Annotated in this window: 18 protein-coding genes; 10 read left to right on the top strand and 8 right to left on the bottom strand. The window is 38.8% G+C overall.

Going from position 1 to position 20,938, the window contains the following annotated elements:
* Positions 1–58 precede the first annotated feature (58 nt).
* Positions 59–1,771 (top strand): electron transfer flavoprotein-ubiquinone oxidoreductase, encoded by a 1,713-nt coding sequence (locus tag AAV97_RS13540; protein WP_046760845.1) that lies wholly within the window; start codon positions 59–61, stop codon positions 1,769–1,771.
* 44 nt (positions 1,772–1,815) lie between these two features.
* Here the strand turns inward: AAV97_RS13540 and AAV97_RS13535 are convergent, their stop codons facing one another.
* From AAV97_RS13535 to tusA, 4 genes are all read right to left on the bottom strand, one after another.
* A complete protein-coding gene (locus AAV97_RS13535) occupies positions 1,816–2,256 on the bottom strand; it encodes a hypothetical protein (protein WP_046760844.1) in 441 nt (146 codons plus the stop codon).
* Entirely contained in the window at positions 2,253–3,143 is an 891-nt protein-coding gene (locus AAV97_RS21455; RefSeq protein ID WP_046760843.1) for a hypothetical protein, read from the bottom strand. The genes AAV97_RS13535 and AAV97_RS21455 overlap by 4 nt, the downstream gene beginning before the upstream one ends.
* A 2-nt stretch (positions 3,144–3,145) precedes the next feature.
* Positions 3,146–5,929: a type VI secretion system Vgr family protein gene (locus AAV97_RS13525; protein WP_046760842.1), complete on the bottom strand. Its 2,784-nt coding sequence runs from the start codon at positions 5,927–5,929 to the stop codon at positions 3,146–3,148.
* 401 nt (positions 5,930–6,330) lie between these two features.
* The gene (gene tusA, locus AAV97_RS13520) at positions 6,331–6,588 is read right to left on the bottom strand and encodes a sulfurtransferase TusA (protein ID WP_046760841.1); all 258 of its coding nucleotides are present in this window, start codon (positions 6,586–6,588) and stop codon (positions 6,331–6,333) included.
* A 191-nt stretch (positions 6,589–6,779) separates the two neighbouring features.
* Between tusA and AAV97_RS13515 the strand changes: the two genes are divergently transcribed.
* Both AAV97_RS13515 and lnt read left to right on the top strand, forming a co-directional pair.
* Positions 6,780–7,619 carry an HlyC/CorC family transporter gene (locus AAV97_RS13515; protein WP_004825299.1) on the top strand — a complete coding sequence of 280 codons (840 nt, stop codon included), beginning with the start codon at positions 6,780–6,782 and terminating at the stop codon, positions 7,617–7,619.
* The gene (gene lnt / locus AAV97_RS13510) at positions 7,616–9,175 is read left to right on the top strand and encodes an apolipoprotein N-acyltransferase (protein WP_046760840.1); all 1,560 of its coding nucleotides are present in this window, start codon (positions 7,616–7,618) and stop codon (positions 9,173–9,175) included. The genes AAV97_RS13515 and lnt overlap by 4 nt, the downstream gene beginning before the upstream one ends.
* 80 nt (positions 9,176–9,255) lie before the next feature.
* Here lnt and AAV97_RS13505 read toward each other — a convergent pair whose 3' ends face one another.
* Positions 9,256–9,594, bottom strand: a complete 339-nt coding sequence (locus AAV97_RS13505) for a tRNA-binding protein (protein WP_009587167.1) — start codon at positions 9,592–9,594, stop codon at positions 9,256–9,258.
* 697 nt (positions 9,595–10,291) lie between these two features.
* On the opposite strand from AAV97_RS13505, the gene AAV97_RS13500 reads away from it, so the two are divergent.
* A complete protein-coding gene (locus tag AAV97_RS13500) occupies positions 10,292–10,549 on the top strand; it encodes a DUF2798 domain-containing protein (protein ID WP_005034240.1) in 258 nt (85 codons plus the stop codon).
* A gap of 84 nt (positions 10,550–10,633) precedes the next feature.
* On the opposite strand, the gene AAV97_RS13495 is transcribed toward AAV97_RS13500, so the two are convergent.
* The 3 genes from AAV97_RS13495 to gspF form a co-directional block, all read right to left on the bottom strand.
* Positions 10,634–10,969 carry a hypothetical protein gene (locus tag AAV97_RS13495; RefSeq protein WP_005034242.1) on the bottom strand — a complete coding sequence of 112 codons (336 nt, stop codon included), beginning with the start codon at positions 10,967–10,969 and terminating at the stop codon, positions 10,634–10,636.
* A 281-nt stretch (positions 10,970–11,250) separates the two neighbouring features.
* A complete protein-coding gene (gene gspG / locus AAV97_RS13490; RefSeq protein ID WP_004825310.1) occupies positions 11,251–11,688 on the bottom strand; it encodes a type II secretion system major pseudopilin GspG in 438 nt (145 codons plus the stop codon).
* A gap of 35 nt (positions 11,689–11,723) precedes the next feature.
* On the bottom strand, positions 11,724–12,929 hold the full coding sequence (gene gspF / locus AAV97_RS13485) for a type II secretion system inner membrane protein GspF (RefSeq protein WP_046760839.1): 1,206 nt from the start codon (positions 12,927–12,929) through the stop codon (positions 11,724–11,726).
* A 168-nt stretch (positions 12,930–13,097) separates the two neighbouring features.
* On the opposite strand from gspF, the gene AAV97_RS13480 reads away from it, so the two are divergent.
* The 6 genes from AAV97_RS13480 to AAV97_RS13455 all read left to right on the top strand — a co-directional run bounded on the left by AAV97_RS13480 (position 13,098) and on the right by AAV97_RS13455 (position 20,870).
* Positions 13,098–15,323 carry a primosomal protein N' gene (locus AAV97_RS13480; protein ID WP_046760838.1) on the top strand — a complete coding sequence of 742 codons (2,226 nt, stop codon included), beginning with the start codon at positions 13,098–13,100 and terminating at the stop codon, positions 15,321–15,323.
* A 480-nt stretch (positions 15,324–15,803) separates the two neighbouring features.
* Positions 15,804–17,699 carry a monovalent cation:proton antiporter-2 (CPA2) family protein gene (locus AAV97_RS13475; RefSeq protein WP_046760837.1) on the top strand — a complete coding sequence of 632 codons (1,896 nt, stop codon included), beginning with the start codon at positions 15,804–15,806 and terminating at the stop codon, positions 17,697–17,699.
* An 83-nt stretch (positions 17,700–17,782) separates the two neighbouring features.
* On the top strand, positions 17,783–18,658 hold the full coding sequence (locus tag AAV97_RS13470) for an Hsp33 family molecular chaperone HslO (protein ID WP_004825322.1): 876 nt from the start codon (positions 17,783–17,785) through the stop codon (positions 18,656–18,658).
* A 125-nt stretch (positions 18,659–18,783) separates the two neighbouring features.
* Positions 18,784–19,233 (top strand): DUF2147 domain-containing protein, encoded by a 450-nt coding sequence (locus AAV97_RS13465; RefSeq protein WP_009587191.1) that lies wholly within the window; start codon positions 18,784–18,786, stop codon positions 19,231–19,233.
* A 289-nt stretch (positions 19,234–19,522) separates the two neighbouring features.
* A complete protein-coding gene (locus tag AAV97_RS13460) occupies positions 19,523–20,491 on the top strand; it encodes a DnaJ C-terminal domain-containing protein (protein ID WP_046760836.1) in 969 nt (322 codons plus the stop codon).
* A 40-nt stretch (positions 20,492–20,531) separates the two neighbouring features.
* Positions 20,532–20,870, top strand: coding sequence for a chaperone modulator CbpM (locus AAV97_RS13455; RefSeq protein WP_009587211.1), 339 nt, complete (start codon positions 20,532–20,534; stop codon positions 20,868–20,870).
* Positions 20,871–20,938: the final 68 nt, after the last annotated feature.

Raw genomic sequence — 20,938 nt, 5'->3', positions numbered from 1 at the left:
TTATTAATTCCCAATAAATGCTCACGGTTGCCACCCTTAGAAATATGAGGAGTCCTACATGGAACACATCGAACGCGAATCGATGGAGTTTGACGTAGTGATCGTAGGCGCAGGTCCTGCGGGTCTTTCTGCTGCGATTAAAATTCGTCAATTGGCTATTGAAAACAACCTTTCAGACCTTTCTGTCTGTGTGGTTGAAAAAGGCTCTGAAGTTGGTGCGCATATCCTTTCTGGTGCTGTACTTGAACCTCGTGCAATCAATGAACTTTTCCCTGACTGGAAAGAACAAGGTGCACCTTTAAATGTGCCTGTGACTGAGGACAAGACTTATTTCCTCATGTCTGCTGAAAAGTCTCAAGAAGCACCGCATTGGATGGTTCCTAAAACCATGCACAACGATGGCAACTATGTCATTTCATTGGGTAATGTTGTTCGTTGGTTGGGTCAAAAGGCTGAGGAATTAGAAGTTTCTATTTTCCCAGGTTTTGCTGCTTCAGAAATTCTTTATCATGAAGATGGTTCTGTAAAAGGGATTCAAACCGGTGATATGGGCGTTGGTAAAGATGGTGAACCGACGCATAACTTCACGCCTGGTTATGAACTTCATGCCAAATATACAATTTTTGCAGAAGGTTGCCGCGGACATCTCGGTAAACGTTTAATTGCAAAATACAACTTAGATCAAGATGCTGATCCACAACATTACGGTATCGGGATTAAAGAGCTTTGGGAAATCGACCCTGCAAAACATAAACCAGGTTTGGTGATGCATGGTTCAGGTTGGCCACTTGCTGAAACTGGTTCTTCAGGTGGTTGGTGGTTATATCACGCTGAAAACAATCAAGTGACTTTGGGTATGATTGTCGATTTATCTTATGAAAATCCACATATGTATCCATTTGCTGAAATGCAACGTTGGAAAACACATCCACTGATCAAGCAATATCTTGAAGGTGGTAAGCGTATTTCTTATGGCGCACGTGCTGTTGTAAAAGGTGGTCTAAACTCACTGCCAAAATTGACTTTCCCAGGTGGATGCCTGATTGGTGATGATGCGGGTTTCTTAAACTTTGCTAAAATCAAAGGCTCTCATACCGCAATGAAATCAGGTATGTTGTGTGGTGAGGCTGTATTTGAAGCAATCCAAGCAGGTCATGCAAAAGGTGGTGATTTAGCCATTGCTCGTGTGACTGAGGGTGAAGACTTCTTTGCGAAAGAGTTGACGGCATATACAGACAAATTCAACAACAGTTGGTTAAAAGAAGAGTTACATCGTTCTCGTAACTTTGGTCCTGCAATGCATAAATTCGGTTTATGGATGGGGGGTGCATTTAACTTTATTGACCAAAATATCTTTAAAGTTCCATTTACTTTACACGATCTTGTGCCTGACTTTAGTGCCTTGAAAACTGTAGATGCGTCTACCTTTAAACCGAACTATCCAAAGCCAGATGGTAAATTGACTTTTGACCGTTTGTCTTCTGTATTCGTTTCTAACACGGTACATGAAGAGAATCAGCCAGCGCATTTAAAACTGAATGATCCAACGATTCCTGTAAATGTCAACTTACCAAAATGGGATGAACCTGCTCAGCGTTACTGCCCTGCTGGTGTTTATGAAATCATGGAAAATGATGATGGTTCTAAGCGCTTCCAGATTAATGCAGCAAACTGCGTTCACTGTAAGACTTGTGATATTAAAGATCCTTCACAAAACATCACATGGGTAACACCTGAGGGTGGTGGTGGTCCTAACTATCCAAATATGTAAATCAATAAACCCGCTTCGGCGGGTTTATTATTATTTGATTTGAGTCATTCAAAGTTAGCGTTGGTTAGCTTTGACTGATTAGATTGATAAATATTATTTGAGTAATTTTTACTTAATTCAATTCTGCACTCCGTATCAATTTTTTCTTTTTTAATATCAATTGAGCAATCACCATTTTTACATATTTCGACATGAGCAGTATATTTATATAATTGTCCGTTAACTTCTTCTGAGTCGATATCTAGCCCTCCTTTAACAGTGAGCTGATTTTCTATACAACTTAATTTAGAAACAGGAAATGCATTTTTTTCAGAAATTTCTTTCAAAGAAGAAGAGCTTGTAATAAAACCTTGGTAAGTTTTTTCCCCACTATACATAGATTGGGAATATTTAAACTTTCCAAAATTAATATTTGTAGTTTGATATTCAATATTTTGGGAAGAACAACCAGTTAATAAAATTATCCACACATATAGTAATTTCATTTTATTTGAACCTTATTTAATTCTGCTTGCAATATTTGTTCTGGAGATTTAGAAATGCTTGGTATAGTTTCACGCATCATTTTACTAAACCATGCATGACTAAATTTAGTCTCGTGAAACGTATTACTTTTTTGTTTCGGATAACTATCCCATTGTCCCCCCGCATCCGCTATGACATCATCTGTTGTATAACTCGTTGGGCTAGGTCTATATCCTTTCCACTTTGGCTTATAACCTTCCCATTCCACGGTATTCTTCAAGTCGCTAAAAACATTATTATCTGGCTTACAAAAAACATTTATCCAATTATTTGCAACAGGTCGAGGCGCTAATAAGTAAATTTGTGCTCTCACGGCAGGAGTAGCCAATATATTTGGCGTTGCTTTTGATAAAAGAACACCGACTGGATCAATTGTAATTAATAAATTGACAGGTATTCCAGCTTTATTGAGTTCTGCAACTAAGCCCGATGAATTCCAGCCCCCTAGACTGTGTCCAATAATATTAATTTGGGTTTGCGGATTCTGTGTGTAAACATCAACAATATCTTTGAAAGCATTTCTTTTACCAGTAGATATGGGAGCAGCTACTCTTCTATTGTTATACGCTTCTTCATAACCGTAATATTGTTTTAAATTTTTTGCATTTCCAGTATTAAAGTTCTTTGCATAATTACCAACAATTTCTGTCGGTCCTAACGAGTCCCCTACACCTGGTGGTTTAATATCTCCATATACAAAAGGATATTTATCAGCAGCACCTCCAACAAATGCCGTAAAACTTTGGGTATAAATTGTAAGCTGAACAGGTACAACAGGCGGTGTAGGATTAACATTTCCCATGGTTGTTCTAACTAAATTTGAATATGCTTGTACTTCAGCGCTCATATTTATATCACCACATGTATTTTATATTGTTTATTTGGTTCTTCGGTCTCTAACTTTACTAGACCTGTTTTATCCAATTTCCCTCGTTCAATTTCTTTATCATTTTCATCGAAAATAATATATTCCGTACCTTGGGCCAGTTTTTTTCCTTGATGATCCATAACATCAAACCATACTCCATATTTTTGTTTTTCTTTTTCAGGTAGATAAGGTAGCGGATTATTGATACTTGCACCACTCAAAAACTTATGTTGTCCAGCTTTAACTTCAAACAGACCTGGTGTGGTTGGCAAAACACCTGCATCACTAATCTCAATTTGAGTAGTATCAGCAATTAACACAATTTTCTTACTGGCTTTAATCTCAATACGATCTTCAGTCGAAATGATTTGAATACCTTTACGGGCAATCAAATCCGCACCATCCCCTTGGGCTTGGATCTCCACTTTACCTTTTGCTGCATAAAGCCTTGCACCTTCCTGTGCTGCAAACATACTGATCTTGTTTTGTGCATGCACCAAGAAATTCTTTTGTGTACTCAGATTGATACTATCCCCTGCACTATGACTAATTTGTTTATCCGCAGAGACATGAATGTCTTCATTGCTCGACAAGCCAATTGAATTCGGCGAGGCTAAAACCATCAAGGCTTGTTTAAATGCATCGGCTTGATTCTTGGATTCATCAGACTGATCTTTTTCCAAATCCGAAATAAATGATTTCAAATAATCTAGATTTTCTAAAGGATCAGTCTGTTGATTCTTGGCAACTTCACTTAAGGCTTTGGCATTGTTCAGGCTACTTTCTAGCTGACTTTTGGCTGCGGTTGTATCTAGATGATTACCTGATGCCCCATCTTGTGCATGGCTACTCAGCAGTAAGCCTTGACCTGCGCGTACCGCCCCCCATTGATCCGTTCTTAGCTCAAAGCCTTCTCCTCGCCCTTCACTACTATCTGTCTCTTTTGGATGACTGAGGTTGCCAAGGTTGAGTTGAGTTGCGCCATGACTGCTCTGTAACTGACTGCTGATCTGGTTGCTGGTATCGTCAAATCTCAGTTGGTTATAGCCACTACCCTGATATTCCTTGCTTTTAATCCCTGCCAATTTCTTGGTATCGGGCAACTTGCCTTTGTCATCAAACTTGCTCGGGCTGCGTTGTGCTTCATGGATTCGCCCCACCACAAATGGTCTGTCAATGTTGCCATCAAAGAAGTCGATAACAACAATCTCCCCAATCCTCGGTAGGAAGCGAGCTCCATAACCTTCGCCTGCCCATGGTGTCAATACATCAACCCAAGCTGAGTCAGTATCATTGTCATTCGAGCCTGCACCACCATCATGGCTGTGGTCTTCATTGCGGGTAAAGAGGAAGCGAACCTTGATGCGTCCCCATTCATCTACATGGATTTCTTCTCCACTTGGACCAACCACTTTGGCGCGTTGTGGATACGCCACTGGACGGTGTTTGAGTGGGTTGTATTCTGGCGCTGTACTGATGTTTCTGCGTTGTAAGATCAGCTGATTGGCTTGGCGTTCTTCACTGTTGTTTGTGGGGATACTGGTGAGCTGCCAATGGCTGTGTTCAACTAAACGATTGATTTGTTCGTTGAGGTCTTTGGGTAAATTATTTTGGTTATAAAAGGTTTTGGAGATGATCAAGAACTGCTGATCGGCAGAATCTTTTTGATCGATTTGAGGATGCCCTTTTAGCTCAAGATAATAGCCGACTTGTGCATCTCGTACCGTCGATATTGCCGTAAATTGTTTGGCTTGGGCATCGTAGTAGTTGCTAAGGTTTTGGTTAAAGCGTTCGATCTGACTGTTGCCTGATGGTGTTGCACCATCTTCCCCATTCAGGTCAGGTATCCATGCAGGGCTAAAGTGCCATACTTGTTCTAAGCCTAGACTGGCGTTGTCGTACTGGTCACTGTGCTGATGTTTGCTTTGTACATTGCCTGCACCTTCTTCAGTTTCAAGAATATCGGCTTGCCAACGGTGAATATGTACTGAAGTCGGTTGGAGTGAACGTATACCTGTAAATGATGTAATCGTGTCTTGCTGTTCTACCGCGGAACTGCGGTGAAAGCGGATGCTTCTGCGTTCTAGCGCAGTGTATTGGCTGTTGTCATCAATTAAACGTAGTTTTTGGGCTTGGATCGGTGCTGAAATGTTGGCAACATTGAGTTCGGCTTCATCAATCAGCCAGCTTAAATTTTCACTTCTCATCAAACGAGTAAGTAGATCGTAGTCGCTTTCGTTCATCTGTATAATCAATGGACGAACATCGTAGTCTTTGGTCAGCCCAGTTTTATCTAAACTCAGACTAGCAGCAAACAGCGGACTTCTTTTCTGCCATTCTTTATGAAGTATTTCAATGACTTGAATCACTGACTTATTCATAAACACTCTACTATTACGGCGTTTATGCCACAGTGACGTCGCATCCTCAAGTTTGAGCTTATAGACCGTCAGTGCACCATCACTTTGTCCCTGTGCAGCTTCGGTAATGATGCCTGTGGTACGGAACAGTTGTCCTCGGTCGGTGACTTGGTCGATTGCAGCTTGGCAACCGATAAACTGTTTGAGTGGAATATTTGCAGATGTTGCAAGACAGATCAGTTCCGCAGACACGCCTTGATTGATGGCATGTTGTCCATCAATACGTTGCAAGAACACTTGGGCGGTCAAATCAGGATTGCTAAACTGAATATGCAAAGCTCTTTTTTGAGCGGTTAATCCTAACTGATCCAATACTTTATAAATACTATTGACTAAACTATTCATTAGAATGATTTAATTATTATTAACAAATGTGTTTAGATTATACTCAAAAGTCAAAAAACTGTCATTGAAAATTTGTAAAATTTAATATTTTCTTATATTTATCAAAAATATAAAATAACTAAAACAAAGTACAAAGATTATCCAACTATCTAGACACTCTCATTTGTAATTGATTTTAGAAAGAATTTATTCAAAATCTGTATCACAATTATCAATTATTTTTAAAAGCTTTATCTCTCATTTTTGTATTCAACTTTATAAAAATGTTTACTTGTTAATTGGCTTTTAAACATTGATGAGCTGTTGAATATCGCTAGCCAGATGCACTTGATAAAAACAATAAAATTATGTTTATGCATCTGCCTCAACGAATATTCTATGATTTTGCTATTGTTTAAGAATTAACCTTTTTTGACGAGATAATGAAATTCTTTATTGCCCGCATCATCCAAAATTTCTTCTTGTAAAACGAGTTCATGTCCCAAATGCATACAAAACTTAGGAATATCCCAAGAGGTTGAATTATCGGTCGCGAAAACCTCTACCACATCACCAGATTTAGATTTCCGAATTGCTTGATGCAACATCATTACAGGCTCAGGACAACGCAAGCCACGTGTATTTAATTGAATGTTTGCTATAGGCAATGGTTCAGACATATCTCATCTCAAAAAAGCTAAATCAGTCCAAGATTTTAACACAAACTCAAATAATCAATAAGGCTTGTTATCTCTGTGTAAAAATGACGCATGCATTCATCTATTTACCTTATTTAATAGATAGACATCTGTATTTTCTTCGGTATTATAAAAAAACATTTACTAGATATTAAGAGTCTTTAGGAAAGATCATGCACGAGGAATCAGGCCCGTCGTGGGGAATGCGTGGCTTACGCAAATGGTTAGGTACAGCACCAGAAACCCGCGATGAACTGCTAAAATTAGTACAAGATTCACGTCGTTTTTTAGAACCCGATACTGTGGCAATGTTAGAGGGCGTGTTAGACCTTCCTGCCACAAAAATTCGTGAAGTAATGACCCCTCGCACAGCGATGGTGAGCTTGCAAGAAGACGACCAACTTCTTGATATTTTAGATGTGCTGATTGAGTCCGCACATTCACGTTTTCCAGTTTTCTCATCTGACCAACCTGAAAACGTGGTAGGGATTTTATTGGCTAAAGATCTATTGCCATTTTTAACCAATCGTAGCTCTGGTGTAGATGTTCATGCATTAATGCGCCAGCCTTTATTCGTCCCTGAAAGTGCGCGATCAGATCAAGTTTTGAGAATGTTAAAAAATACCCAGACTCATATTGCCGTTGTCATTGATGAATATGGTTCAACTGCTGGTTTGGTGACTTTGGAAGATATTCTTGAAGAAATTGTTGGCGAAATTGAAGATGAGCATGACAATGCCGATGAAGAAGCTCAATTTATCATTCCTGATACCACCCATAACATAGCCAATGCATGGATTGTGCAAGCACTTACACCAATTGAACATTTTAACAATGTTTTAGATGCTGAATTTTCCGATGATGAAGTAGAAACTATGGGCGGATTACTGCTTCAGGAAATTGGTTTAGTCAGTGATCTTCAAGGTCAAGTGGTTGAACTTGAAGATTGGCAATTTACCATTGTTGAAGCAGATGCCCGCACTATTCATCTGATTCGAGCTGTACGTAAATGAGAGCCTATTTTGACAAGCTGTTAAATTCATCACAACAACAAAAACAATTGCCCCTCATTTTCCCTTTAATCATCGCATTAATCTCAGGTGCAGTATTTAGTTTAGCACTCGCACCTTATTATTGGTGGTGGCTGGCAATCTTATCACCAGCCTTACTTTATGCTTGCTTAAAAGGTCGTAGTCCTCGTCAAGCCTTTGCCATAGGTCTTAGCTATGGCTTTGGACTGTGGTTTGTTGGGGCATTTTGGCTTTATACCTCCATCCACGTTTATGGTGATACCAACGCAGTCCTCAGCGTATTGATGATTGCAGTTATGGCATTTGTGATGGGGCTATTTACGGCAGTCCAGACATGGGTTTATCGTCGTTTTTTCCCTGAAACCCCATTAACATTTACACCGCTTTGGATCATCTTTGAATGGTCTAAAACATGGGTGTTCACCGGTTTTCCGTGGTTGTTTGCAGGATATGCGTTCACTGAACGATTCTTAGATAGTTATGCGCCTTTATTTGGTGTATTTGCGGTGTCTTTTGCGGTTATTCTTCTTGCCTGTGCGGTGGTGGAAATACTGAATAGGAAAGTGTTTTGGGTTGTTCCTGCGCTTGTTGTTTTGCTTGGCGCCTGGGGAGCTTCTTTTATCACTTTTGTACAACCGAAAGCTGAAAAACCGCTCTCTGTATCGCTCATTCAAGGTAATATTCCTCAAGATTTAAAATGGCTAACCGAATACCAAGTCAAGACTTTAGAAATTTATGTCAACTTAAGTCGTACTGAATGGGGTAGAGATCTCATTGTTTGGCCTGAATCATCCATTCCCCTATTTCAAACAGATATTGAACAATTTTTGGAGATGATGGATCAGCAAGCCAAAAGCTCGGGTACAGCATGGGTGACAGGCATTCCTTATTGGGATTTAAAAGAATCAAAAAAGAATGGCTATCCAATGTATTACAACAGCATGATGGCTTCTGGTGCAGATTCTTCAGGTTTGTATAAAAAACAACGTTTAGTCCCTTTTGGTGAGTACATTCCACTTTCTGGATTGTTATCTTGGGTCTTACCCGCTTTGCAAAATGATCCATCGATGAGTGGCTTTTCTCAAGGTGCATCGAATCAAAAGCCTTTTAATATTAAAGGACATGATTTAGCTGCTGCGATTTGCTATGAAGTTGCTTATCCAAATCTTACCCGACGTAATGCGATCAACAGTGATTTTTTAGTGACTGTTTCGAATGATGCATGGTTTACGGGAACTGCAGGTCCATTACAACATTTGCAAATGGTTCAAATGCGTGCCAAAGAGAATGGGCGTTGGTTTATCCGTGCTACCAACACAGGCGTAACTGCTTTTATTGACCACAATGGACATATCGTAAAACAAGCGCCTGTAGATCAGAAAGCGGTTCTGCGTGGGGATTTACCCGCAATGCAAGGTGAGACGTGGTATACCCGCTTTAGCGATTATCCGATTTTAATTTTATCGATTTTATTGTTAATTTTAGGTTGGTTTTATCGCCCTAAAACAGTCGACATCAGTTTTAAAGCACGACGCTAAAACAGTCCCCAATCGCATCAAAAGCACCTTCTCTATGCATCATAAAGGAGGTGTTTTTGATACGGATATATCATAATGTATTAAAGTAACTTGGTCCCCAAAGGCACATCCAAATCTGGGACACACAAGGCAACATGCCCATCTTGATTATGAAAACCTGTCACTAAACACTCAGATTGAATCGGACCAATTTGTTTCTTTGGGAAATTAATCACAGCAACGACCAACTTTCCAATTAAGTTTTCAGGCTGATAGAGTTGGGTAATCTGCGCACTGGATTTTTTAATACCAATCTCCTCTCCAAAATCGACATGTAAAATATAGGCAGGATTACGCGCCTTCTCAAATACTTCAGCTTGAATAATTTTTCCTACACGTAATTCCACTTTAAGAAAGTCATTCCATTCAATTTGTTGCATTTGGTTTCCCTCTTTCTATTGATCACCATAAATATCTAGGATCTGCTGACAATTCACCTATGTTTGAGACTATGTGTGTTTTTAGCCGACACTAGGCAAAAAATACGAAATTTAGCCATTCTAAATGATGAGAAACACTGTTTCACAGGGGAACGACGAAGCGATACAAAACACACAAGTCCCCCGCTGCAACTTGCGTTACAAACAAAGTCATGCTTTTTTTTTGCTCAGGGTTGTGGTTCAAATTATCTCAGCCGGTGTTATGAAACTTGAAAATAGTCTCGCTATTCTCTTCCTTTCCTTGCGGAGTATATTCCTCATGCCTGCTCAATTTTAACCTACAACGTAAGCCATTTATGAAATGTCAACAGCCCTAACATCTTAAATAAATTTAGCCCCATCGACCTTATATGAAATGGACAATGAATCATTTAAAAAGGACATTTATTCAACATATCAATTTTTTAAAAGACGAATCTAATTCAATTATATGTCGCTATACTTTATCTACCATTCACTGATTTTTTCTTTCAATTATTTCTCGCTTTATGCTACATTAGCTGTGCTGATCATAAAGCCGTAAACGTTTACGTCAATCAACGTGCCAACATATCTCCAACAAGGCTTGGAGCTATTTTTTATCAAAATTTGAATATTTTGATGTGGCACTGGCGTTTGTTGGTTTACGGAGTAAAAAATGCAAAAATCTCAATCTTTTTATTTAAGAAAAATTCCAAATCGTTATACTGCAATTGTAATGCCTTTCTTTTTATCAATTATTATGACCTTTATTGTGTCATGTATTAGTACGTTGAGAAGTATGGGTTTCGACAATTTTTCCGTCAATACGTGGGTTTCAGCATGGGGAATTTCATGGCTGATCGCATTTCCAGTATTGCTTCTGGTTTTACCGATTGTGCGTAAAATAACGATGCTTATTGTTCAACCGAGTTAATTGGATTAAATTTCAGTTTTTAATCAAAACAGTAAAACACAGAAACGAAAAACCGAGGACATTTCCTCGGTTTTAACGCGCCAATTAAATTTGAGTCACTAAATATGACAACATGCCTGCTAGAAACAGCATAGGAACATAACGGTATAAACGTACTAAATATTGTTCTAATAATGATGAGAATTCAGTTTTTAACTGAATCACCGTTAAATTTAAAGCATTATAAAAACTGATAATAGATAATGCACTAAATACGCTAATCGCCATAAACCCAATCACGATTTGACTACTGGCATCGGCATTTTGCCAAAGGTTTAAAAAAAACTGGCTAATCGGCAATAAGCTCAAAATTAAAAGAACAGATTTGAGCATCGTCCAATGAAATTGGCTAATTTCATCTGATAATAATAATGCTTTCATCTCATCCTCCAAGCAATTTAAATTGCCTTGAGAACTATTATGCAAGCTTTTTAATAAATAAAAAGTCTATTTTTATTCACAATTTAACATTCTTGTAACTATCAAATATGGGAATAATTCTTATTATAACTCTCAAACATTAATTATTTAATATAATTGATAAATTTCAACAACTTACAATATATTTATCAAATAAGAAATATTATCACTTCACTCCACATTTATTATCTCGATAAAGTGAAGTGATTAATTCCATAAAGTACTGCAAAAAATACTTTTTATTATGGCTGGTAATAAATATCAGCATCGTTTCCTTCGCCGCCCTGTTTACCATCGGCACCAAAAGAATATAAATCAAACTTACGACCTTCTGAACCGGGAATGACATATTGAATATCATTTTCCCAACTGTCTTTTGGATAGCCACCTTTAACATAACCACCTGGTAACCAGTTTTTCGCTGTTGCAGGTTGGTTGACCAAGGCATCTAAACCACCTTCTTGGCTATTCGGATAATGACCATTGTCCAACTTATATTGATCAAGTGCACCTGCCACACCTTTTAAAGTAATCTTTGTGGTATCAACTTTGGCTTTTTCTCCACGTCCCATCACATTCGGCACGATCAAAGCGGCAAGTACACCTAAAATCACAATCACAACCATCACTTCAATTAAGGTAAAACCTGACTGACGAGTCCTATTCATCTTACGTAGCATCTACTTACTCTCTATTCTTTATAAAAATAATTGGCTTAAATCATATTGTTCATATTGACGATTGGCAACATGACAGCAATCACAATCACTAAAACAATACCCGCCATAAATACCAACATTAACGGTTCCAATAATGCCAATAAGGTTGAAATAAATGAAGATACTTCTCGATCCTGCATATCTGATGCACGACTTAGCATTCGATCTAACTCACCAGAAGCTTCACCGCTTTTAATCATTTGTACCATCATTGGTGGGAAATAACCACAGCGCTCCAATTGCGTTGCCAAATTCCCACCTTCTGTCACTTTTTCTGCAGCAACATTGACTGCATCACGAATGACCCAATTACTACTCACGGCTGCGCCAATTTTTAAAGCATCGACCAAAGGCACACCTGATTGAGTGAGAATGGACAAGGTACTGGCAAAACGTGCAGCATTTATACCACGAGATAATTTACCAATTAATGGCAGTTTGAGCGTTAAACGATCAAAAGCATAATGCCCTGCCGACGTTCGTAAAAAACGAATCAGTAAGAAGATTCCCACCACACTGGTCACCAAAATAAATGGCCAAGCTTGCCGAATAATTTCACTGGCTTTCATCAAAGCCACCGTAATCCAAGGTAAAGCCTGTTTGCTTTGGTCAAACGTTTTGACGATGTCTGGAACAACATAAGTCATCAAGCCCATAACGATTGCAAAAGACATAAACATGAGAATAATCGGATAGATCATTGCACCTTGAATTTTCTTTTGCATCGCAAAACGGTTTTCCGTGTAGTCTGCAAGTTGGTCTAAAATTAAGTCTAAATGTCCAGAACGTTCACCCGCAGCAATTGTCGCAATATATAAATCAGGGAAACGCCCTATTTGTTGCATCGCTTGTGCTAGAGAATGCCCTTCTAAAACTTTGGAACGTACAGAAAGCAAAAGATTTTGCACGTAGACTTTTTCACTTTGTTTGGCAACGGCACGTAAAGCCTCCTCAAGTGGAATTGCAGCAGCAACCAAAACGGAAAGCTGACGTGTCATGAGTGCCAAATCATAGGCTGAAAATTTACGTTGAAACAAACCCGAACTTTTATTTTTGTCTTTTTGTTCAACAGCATCTACGCTTACAGGAATCCATTCTTTATCCCGTAATTGTTGACGAATCTGACGTGCTGAATCACCTTCTAACACGCCTTTGTGCTGCTTTCCTGAAGCATCAAGCGCAGTAAATTGATATGCTGGCATTGTTATGCTCTAATTTTCCCAAATTTTTTGATTACGCTGTTGCGTCATACCCTATAAATCATTCATATTCATGTCTATCAATGACGGTTACACTCTAACACAAGCCGAATATGGACATGAAACAATTTCATCACAGCCTCACTAAATTAATGAGCCACTGAATTTAAAATGCCGAATACCATTGTTACACCACAAACTATTTATCGTGTTCAAGTTGCTGTTCCAGTGTATTTGAATGACTGTTTTGACTATCAAGTGAGTGCTGAACAGTACGCACAGGCAGAAATCGGTGCACGTGTTGCTGTGTCTTTCGGACGACAAAACCTTGTTGGGGTGATTGTAAAAAAAATTCCGATTGATAAACCTATAGACTCTCATTTTAAACTCAAGGCAATTACTGAACTATTAGATGATCACGCTATTCTAGACAGTAAAGTTTTAAATTTATTGACATGGTCATCGCAATATTACCAATTCCCAATTGGTGAGGTGATTCAAACTGCCCTTCCTACATTACTCCGCCAAGGTAAACCTTATGATTTATTGGCTCGTGTCTGGAAAGTAATCGATTTAAATGCTGAAGACAAAGTAAAGCGTTCTGAAAAACAACAAGATGCTTATAAAATTCTAAAATTACATCCAAAAGGAACGCAGGAAAATATCCTAAACCTGAGTGGTATTGAAACAGCAACACTAAAAGTGCTTGAGAAAAAAGCAATTATCCAATTTGCACTTGAACCTCAAAATACTCAACCTGAACCAGTTCAACTGGCTCAGTTGCCACTCACTCCCAATGAAGATCAAAAGAAAGCCATCCAAACGATTTTAAAGGCACTAAAGAAATATCAAGCATTTTTGTTAGATGGTTTAACGGGAAGTGGTAAAACTGAGGTTTATTTACAAGTGATGCACGAAGTACTGAAACAAGGCAAACAAGTGCTTGTTTTAGTCCCTGAAATTGGCTTAACACCACAAACCATCAGCCGTTTTCAGTCACGCTTTCATTGCAATATTGCATTGCTTCACTCTGGTTTAAATGACAGCAAACGTTTACAAGCATGGCAACATGCACAAACAGGTAAAGCCTCTATTATTTTAGGGACTCGCTCTGCAATTTATACACCCTTACCTAATCTCGGTTTAATTATTCTGGATGAAGAGCATGATCTTTCATTTAAACAACAAGAAGGTTTCCGTTATCATGCCCGTGATGTTGCTTTATACCGTGCGCATTTAGAAAATTGTCCAATTATCTTAGGTTCTGCCACACCAAGTATTGAAAGCTATTATTTGGCTCGTCAAGAAAAGCTGACACGTATTGAATTAAATCAACGTGCAGGCGTCGCGTTGATGCCGAAAATGCATTTGATTGATTTAAAAGTTGCTAAGAAGCAACAAGGCTTAAGTGATGTTTTAATCGGGGAAATTAAAAAGCGTCTAGATAAAAAAGAACAGGTCTTAATTTTTTTAAATCGTCGCGGTTATGCACCTGTATTAATTTGTGAAAGTTGTGGATGGCAAGCCAACTGCCCAAATTGTGATGCACACTTTACCTTACACTTAAAACCTTATCAGCATTTACACTGTCATCATTGTGGGACGATTAATCGTTTGCCTGATGCCTGCCCACAATGCAATCAACAACAATTAAAACCAATCGGCATGGGAACTGCAAAGGTTGAAGAAACATTAACTGAATTATTCCCCAACTTTCCTGTACTTCGCGTCGATCGAGACTCAACTAGCCGTGTCGGCAGTTGGCAGAAAATCTATGATCAGATTCAAAAAAGTGAACCCACGATTTTGCTTGGGACGCAAATGCTCGCCAAAGGGCATCATTTCCCATATGTCACTTTGGTTGCAATCTTAGATATAGATGCAGGTTTACTCAGTGTCGACTTTCGAGCAACAGAGCGTACAGCCCAATTGATTATTCAAGTTGCAGGTCGGGCAGGTCGTGGAGAGAACAAAGGAGATGTCTATTTGCAAACACTTCGACCTGATCATCCTTTATTAAATACTTTGATTCACAATGACTATCGAACCTTTGCCAAGCAAACCTTAAAAGATCGTCAAGCCGCTTTGCTTCCCCCTTTTCGCTATGCCAGTTTGATACGTTGTGAATCTAAACATCAGGAAGAAAATCTAAAGTTTTTGACTGAAATGACGCAATTACTTCGTCAAATGTCGGAACCACATTTAATTGATATTTGGGGACCTATTCCAGCTCCAATGGAGCGTAAAGCAGGTCGTTACCAAGCACATGTGGTATTGCTTTCACAAGATCGAGCAAAAATGCACTTTTATGTCCATCAATGGTGGCCACTATTGTTACAGCAAAAACCATCTACAATGAAAGTAACGATTGATGTTGATCCACAAGAGTTGAGTTGAGTCTTAATGTGTATTGAGTTTAGATCTATATCTACAATCCATGATATAGATCTATACTTTTTTGATGTATTGACGCACATCACAATATAAATCTTAAGCTGAGCTGTAACGAATCACCATAAGAATTCGACCATAGATCTGTGGATAGCACCCAATTTCAGAATTACACAAAAAAAAGTTACTCAATCCATAACAATGGAAAATAAGTGATATTTACTAAAACCAATCCTAGCAAACCAATGATAAAAGTTGATAACTCAGATGCTAGCGGGATGAGCGCTATAGTCAACTAAACCTTTTATTTCACAAGACTACTGATCAATGCCAAGCATTAAAACAATCTATTATTTTAAAGCTTTAAATTTAAAGAAATTATTCACTTTTATTCTACTCACAAGCAATTTCTCAATAAATATCTCCAAGTCAGTCACAAAATCAAGCTACAATTTCCTGAGAAAGAAAAGAATGTAAGGCACGTGAATGTCATTGTTACTCCAAATCACCATTTTTCTTGGTGCAGCTTTAATCCTTGTTCCCCTTGGGAAAAAACTGGGCATTGCGACTGTGCTCGGTTATCTATTTACAGGAATATTGCTCGGTCCAAGTGCGCTGAATATTGCCAATGACCCGGAAGAAATTATGCATCTCGCTGAGTTTGGCGTGATTCTGTTAATGTTTCTGATTGGCTTGGAACTTCGCCCACAACGTTTGTGGGAAATGCGTCAGTCGATTTTTGTCATGGGGAGTTTACAAGTCGTTGTGACCGGCGTGGTACTGATGGGTACACTCTTTTTACTGTTTCAACAATCACTGCCCGCAAGCTTTGTCATCGGCTTTGCTTTAGCATTGTCATCAACTGCTTTCGTTTTACAACTCTTAGAAGAAAAACAACAACTCAACACCACCCACGGTCAACAGTCTTTCTCTATTTTACTTTTTCAGGATATTGCCGCAATTCCCTTACTTGCTATCATTCCGCTTTTAGCAGGTAGTGAATCTAGCCATCACGGTGTCGCTTACTTTGCTGCAATTGTCGCAACATTTACAGGTTTATTTCTTTTTAGTCGTTATGTCATGCGCCCCTTTTTCCGCTTTGTGGCAAAAAGTGGTGCTACAGAACTCATCACCGCAGTGGGATTATTTATCGTTCTAGGTGTGGTTTTATTGATGGATACACTGGGCATCAGCACGACATTAGGTGCATTTTTAACTGGTGTATTGCTTGCAGACTCAGAGTTTCGTCATGAACTAGAAGCCAGCATTGCGCCATTTAAAGGATTATTACTCGGTCTCTTCTTTATGACTGTGGGTATGACCACACAAATCTCATTAGTCATAGACATGCCGCTCCTGATCGTCGGTGGGGCGATTGGTTTAGTCCTGATTAAACTGCTGACCATGCTAGCGATTGCACGCTATAAAAAAATGACTTGGACCAACAGCTTGATGGTTGCAAGCTGTTTGGCTCAAGGTGGTGAATTTGCATTTGTGGTTTTGAATGTCGCCAAGAGTGAAAAAGTGTTGACTGAAGCAATTTTGGAACCGATCACCTTGATTGTGACTTTGTCCATGATCTTCACCCCTGTTGTATTTTGGTTGGTCAGCAGTTGGCTTTTACCCTTAATCAATAAAAATACAGCACCTAAATACGATGACATTCCCAATGAACATCCTGCTTTAATTATTGCTGGATTTGGTCGTGTCGGACAAATCGTTGCACGTTTAGCACGTATTCGCCATTTTCCATTTACTGCAATTGACAACAATCTGCAGCAAATTGACTTTGTTCGCCGTTATGGCGGTACTTTATATTATGGTGATGTCACACAACCCGATTTATTACGTTCAGCAGGAATAGAACAAGCCAAAGTTTTTGTTTTGGCGATCGACGATGTTGAGGACTCCATGAATGTTTCTCGCCATATTTTACTTAATTACCCCAACCTGACATTATTGGTACGTGCTCGTGATCGCTATCATATGCATTTACTGCGTGATGTGGGGGTAAAACATATATGGCGCGAAACCTATTTAACCTCATTGGGTATGGGTTATCGAACACTCTGTGAACTGGGCATGAGCAAAGAAGAAGCTTATAAAAGTGTCGAGTTGTTTAGAAACTATGATGAAGAATTGTTAGCACGCCAACAGCGTATTTATACGGATGAGCAAAAAGTTTTTGAAAGTTACCGTGATTTTATTTCTGAACTTGAGCATCTATTTGAAAGTGATGCCCAAGTAGAACATCAAAATCTGGAGAAATACAAAGACATGCCAGATCTGGATGAATCAGGTCTAGAACGTCCTGCAGCTCAACCCGAAAACGCATCTACCCAATATGATCGTATCAATATTGCCCGTGATGACGAAAATTAACTTTAAGAAGTATAGTTTTTAGGGTGAAATGAACTTGTGATTTATAATATCGTCACCATCTAAACAGGGATTTGGAGAATTTTATGTCTGATTTACGTCAACGTTTTTATATTGAAGATAGCCCTGTGCGTGGTGAGATTGTGCATTTAGATACGGCACTACAAACCATTTTGTCACAACGTAATTATGCGCCTGCTGTGCGTATCTTACTTGGTGAAATGTTGAGTGCTACCGCATTATTGGCAAGTACATTAAAAATAAAAGGACGTATTAGCTTACAAATTCAAGCCCAAGGTACATTTAAATGGGCGATGGCTGAGTGCAATCATTTAGGTGATGTACGTGCGCTTGCAGATTATGAAGAAGATCCACACTTTATGTTGAGTGAAGACAGCAGCACTGTACTCAGCACGCTACAACAACCTGTTTTATTTATTAACATTGAACCTGAAATGGGTGAACGTTATCAAGGAATTGTACCACTTGATCAACCTACCCTTGCGGGTTGCTTAATGCAGTACTATGACCTTTCTGCACAAATTCCAACACGCATTGTTTTAGCGAGCACCCACCACAATGCGGGGGGACTACTGATTCAGTTATTACCACGTAATAATGAAGAAGAACAACAGCGTGTAGATGAAGATTTGTGGCCACGTTTGATTATGTTGACCCAAACTCTCAAACCTGAAGAGTTAACCGACTTGACTGCGCAAGAAATTCTGTATCGTTTATACAACGAAGAAGAAGTTCGCTTGCCTGATGTTGAACAACTTCAATTTAACTGCACTTGTTCACGTGATAAATGTAAAAATGCATTGATTCAAATTGGCTTAGATGCAGTGAAGGAAACTTTGGAAATCCAAAATCCAATCGAAATGGATTGCCAATTCTGCAATAAAAAATATCAGTTCACAGCAAAAGAAGCATTAAATCTCTTTGGTGAACATTTAAGTTAATTGATCGACATTTTAGTGATTTATATTTAAGTTTTTAACCCTTTAACATATTGATTTTAATTTAAAAAAGAGCAAACTAATTTGCTCTTTTTTTATTCTATTTCAATTCATCACAAAGATGTCCAATGAAAATAAAAGCACTTGTTATGTTCAGTTGCCTGTTGTTTACAGGCTTGACACAAGCAGCAGATCTTGCGGGTAAATGGAAGGCGATTGATGACAAAACTGGCTATTCCAGAGCAGATGTTGAAATCAGTAAAAATCCAAATGGGACTTATAGCGGTAAAATTTATAATACCCGCCCCCTGCCCAATAGCCCTTTAGTGGGATATTGCCATAAATGCAAAGGCAATCTTAAAGACGCCCCAATCGTTGGCTTGAAAATTATTGATGACTTTAAACAAAGTCCAGATAATCCTAGTGAATATGTTGCAGGACATGTTTTAGACCCATTATCTGGCAATGTCTATTCGGGTAAAATTAAAATTAATCCTAAAGGCAACCGATTAACACTCCGTGGATATATTGGAATTTCCTTATTGGGTCGATCTCAAACTTGGGTCAGAATTGAATAATTGTGGTTAATTATAAAAAAAGCGCTTCGGCGCTTTTTTTATAATATTTTTGATGTGAGTTCACAGGATTCATCTTTTTGGATACATTTATTTTTCAATGAATATTACATGATACAAAGCTGTCATCATGGCTTATACCCTTTTTTATCTTAATGCATTTTGACTCACGATGATGCCAATATGACTCAAAAATAAGTTTTGAAACAATAACCACACTAAGTTACTCTTCCATCTGCCTAAAAAAAGGCATAAAAATAGAATAAAGTTAAACAAAATAATGACCTGAACTATGGCAAAAAACTATTACGAAGATTTAGGTGTTTCTCGAACTGCGACACCAGATGAGATAAAAAAGGCATATCGAAAATTAGCGCGCAAATACCACCCTGACGTGAGTAAAGAGGCAGATGCCGAAGCCAAAATGCAAGCAATCAATGTGGCTTACGACACATTGAGCAATGAAGAAAAGAAAAAACAATATGATTTTGAGTTAGACAATCCTTATGCAAATGCAAGTGGCTTCGGTGGGCAATCTTCAGGGCAAGGTGGTTTTGATGGTAGCCAGTTCCATCGCAGTTATAATCAAGGTGGTGGCGAAGACTTTAGTGGCTTTGAAGACCTATTTGGTCGCTTTGGCAGTGGTTTTGGTGGTGGGCGCTCACAAGATTTTGGACAAAGAGGCTCTCAACAGCAACGTAGTTATCGAGGTGAGGATCAACATGCCAGTATTCAAATTCCTGTAAATATTGGTTATGAAGGTGCAACACAAAGCATTACCTTGCAAATTCCCACTTACAATGCTTATGGTGAGCCTGAAGTACAGCGAAAAACCTTGCAAGTTAAAATCCCAAAAGGCATGAAAGAAGGACAGCAAATTCGTCTGTCCAAACAAGGTCAGGCGGGTATCAATGGGGGTGAAAATGGTGATCTGTATATTGAAATTCAATATCAAGACACTGACCGCATTCGCGTTGAAGGCGCTGACGTTTACTACACAGTTGATGTCACACCTTGGGAAGCAGCGCTTGGTCAAAGTATTGAAATTGACACCCCTGCTGGTAAAGTCAAAGTCACTGTTCCAAAAAATGCCAAAAATGATCAACAGTTACGCCTAAAAGACAAAGGCATACCCAATAAGACACCCGGGCATCTTTATTTGGTGATCAATATTGTTTATCCCAAAGTCACCACAGACCAACAGCAAAAAGCATATCAAGATTTTGCAGATGCTTTTAATGACTTTCACCCACGTTCATAATTTTTATAGATGCATATAACGATGCTAAAGGAGAGCAATCATGACAACCATTCAATATCGTGAAATTGTCTATGACGGTTTCCATGATGCGGAAATCGTAGATGAAAACATAAATTTAGATCTCAAACATTTTGCTGAAGCATGCGGTCAAAGCCCTGAATGGATTTTGCAATTATTGGAATATGAGATTTTACCTGCACGCCCAGAAAATCGTATCCATCAATTTTTTGGAGAAGATATTTCACGAGCACGTCGAGCCTACCGCTTGCAACGTGACTTTGAAGCCAGTCTATCTGCTGTCGCGATGATGATGGATTTACTTGACGAGGTTCAACAATTACGCAAACAAGTCAAACACCTTCACCTCCATGCTCATTAATTCATTTCAAAATGTTAATGCCTAGTGACAGGTTAATATTTAACCTGTCATGATGCAGAACTTGTCTT

The sequence above is a fragment of the Acinetobacter sp. Ag2 genome (genome assembly GCF_001005515.1).
GTDB classification, from domain to species: domain Bacteria; phylum Pseudomonadota; class Gammaproteobacteria; order Pseudomonadales; family Moraxellaceae; genus Acinetobacter; species Acinetobacter bereziniae.
The sequence above is the reverse complement of the archived record's forward strand: the minus strand, read 5'-3'. Positions and strand labels throughout refer to the sequence as shown.